Raw genomic sequence first — 1,064 nt, forward strand, 5'->3', positions numbered from 1 at the left:
TCCAAGCAGGCCCGGGCGGCGCCCCCTCCGGGGCGCCGCCCGGGCCTGCTTGGATGGTCGGCATGAGCGCTGCAGACGAGATCCTCGACATCGTCGACGAGCAGGACCGGGTGGTCGGGCAGTCCCCGCGCGGCGAGGCCTACGCCAAGGGGCTGCGGCACCGCTGCGTCTTCATCGAGGCCCGCGACGCCGCCGGCCGCCTCTTCGTGCACCGCCGCACACCGACGAAGCTGGTCTTCCCCTCCCTGTACGACATGTTCGTCGGCGGGGTCGTCGGGGCCGGCGAGACCTACGACGAGGCGGCCCTGCGCGAGGCCGAGGAGGAACTGGGGGTGACCGGGCTGCCCCGGCCCGAGTACCTGTTCAAGTTCCTGTACGACGGCGGTCCCGGACGCACCTGGTGGTCGGCGGTGTACCAGGTCCGCTGCGACCTGCCGGTGCGGCCGCAGGTGGAGGAGGTGGCCTGGCACGCCTTCCTGCCCGAGGAGGAGGTGGAGCGCCGGCTGGGCGAGTGGGAGTGGGTGCCGGACGGCCTGGCGGCCTACGAGCGGCTGCGGGCGTACCGCTCGGCACGGTGAGGGCGCCCCGGCCACCGCGCACCGCCCCCGAGGCCGTCCGGGCTTCCGCGTGGGTAAGGTCCCTCGCGTGATCGACTTCGTACGGAACGTCCGCTTGTGGTTCGCTCCCGAGGACATCAGGGCGGAGGGACGCACCCCGGACTACCGTTTCTCGCTGGCCAACGAGCGCACCTTCCTCGCCTGGCTGCGCACCGCGCTGGCGCTGATCGGCGGCGGTTTCGCGGTGGACCAGTTCCTGCCGGGCCTGCGCTGGGCCTGGCGCATCGGCCTGGCGCTGGCGCTGCTCGCGGCGGGCGTGCTGTGCTCGCTGCGCGCGGTCAACCACTGGGTGCGGTGCGAGCGGGCGATGCGCCGGGGCGAGGACCTGCCCGCCTCCCGCTTCCCGGCCCTGCTGAGTCTCGTCGTCGCGGTGGTGGCCGTGGCGATGGTCGTGGTCGTCCTCGCCGGCTGGGCGGGATGAGCGGGGCGCGGGTGCCGGGCGCGGAC

2 protein-coding genes are annotated in these 1,064 nt (G+C 74.3%); both read left to right on the forward strand.

Annotation, left to right across the window (positions count from 1 at the left end):
* Positions 1 to 62 precede the first annotated feature (62 nt).
* On the forward strand, positions 63 to 578 hold the full coding sequence (locus GV126_RS32155; protein WP_159674451.1) for an NUDIX domain-containing protein: 516 nt from the start codon (positions 63 to 65) through the stop codon (positions 576 to 578).
* A 67-nt stretch (positions 579 to 645) separates the two neighbouring features.
* The gene (locus GV126_RS32160; protein WP_159674453.1) at positions 646 to 1,038 is read left to right on the forward strand and encodes a YidH family protein; all 393 of its coding nucleotides are present in this window, start codon (positions 646 to 648) and stop codon (positions 1,036 to 1,038) included.
* The last annotated feature ends 26 nt before the right edge of the window (positions 1,039 to 1,064 follow it).

Origin of the sequence: Streptomyces mexicanus (genome assembly GCF_902506575.1) — a bacterium.
GTDB classification, from domain to species: domain Bacteria; phylum Actinomycetota; class Actinomycetes; order Streptomycetales; family Streptomycetaceae; genus Streptomyces; species Streptomyces mexicanus.

What these genes read in the sequence shown, in the direction of transcription:
- GV126_RS32155 (WP_159674451.1), top strand. Translation starts at nt 63, where the DNA reads ATGAGCGCTGCAGACGAGATCCTCGACATCGTCGACGAGCAGGACCGG.